Raw genomic sequence first — 617 nt, 5'->3', positions numbered from 1 at the left:
AATAAACCATCATCGGGTCTCTCCAAGCCTCGCAATGACGGAGGCGAAATAACGGCTTATGGAAAAAGGAGGCTGCATATACTTTATGACAAACACCCACAACACCACACTTTACGTCGGTGTAGCCTCAAATCTGATAAAAAGAGTATATGAACATAAAACCGGGGTCCACAAGACGTCCTTTACAGCAAGGTATAATTTAACCAAGTTAGTTTATTACGAAATATTTCATTCGATTGAAGAAGCTATTGATCGTGAAAAACAACTAAAAGCGGGAAGTAGAAGGAAGAAAATAGAGCTTGTAAACGACTTTAACCCTGAATGGAAGGACCTTTATGAGCAGATATGCCGGGATTGGTAAATGTCCTCATCATTGCTAGGAGTGAGCGAAGAATCAATTTCAATAACTAACGTCGTCATTGCGAGGAGGGACGACGAAGTAATCTCCTCCACGACAATAAGATTGCTTCGGCTTGAATGCGCTTCGTGCTCCAACAAACAAAAAGAAATAACAGAATACGTAATCAACGATCATCGGGTCTCTCCAAGCATCCCAATGACGTACGAAAACCGGCCTCGTCATTGCGAGGAGCGCGCGACGAAGCAATCTCAACAAC

At 42.8% G+C, this 617-nt stretch carries 1 protein-coding gene; it reads left to right on the top strand.

Annotation, left to right across the window (positions count from 1 at the left end; genetic code table 11):
• Positions 1-58: 58 nt before the first annotated feature.
• Positions 59-361 (top strand): GIY-YIG nuclease family protein, encoded by a 303-nt coding sequence (locus tag ADIS_RS01790; protein WP_010852555.1) that lies wholly within the window; start codon positions 59-61, stop codon positions 359-361.
• Positions 362-617 lie beyond the last annotated feature (256 nt).

The sequence above is a fragment of the Lunatimonas lonarensis genome, from assembly GCF_000390185.1.
In the GTDB taxonomy this organism is placed as follows: Bacteria; Bacteroidota; Bacteroidia; order Cytophagales; family Cyclobacteriaceae; genus Lunatimonas; species Lunatimonas lonarensis.
Note: the sequence above shows the minus strand (reverse complement) of the source record. Positions and strands in the feature narration are given on the sequence as shown.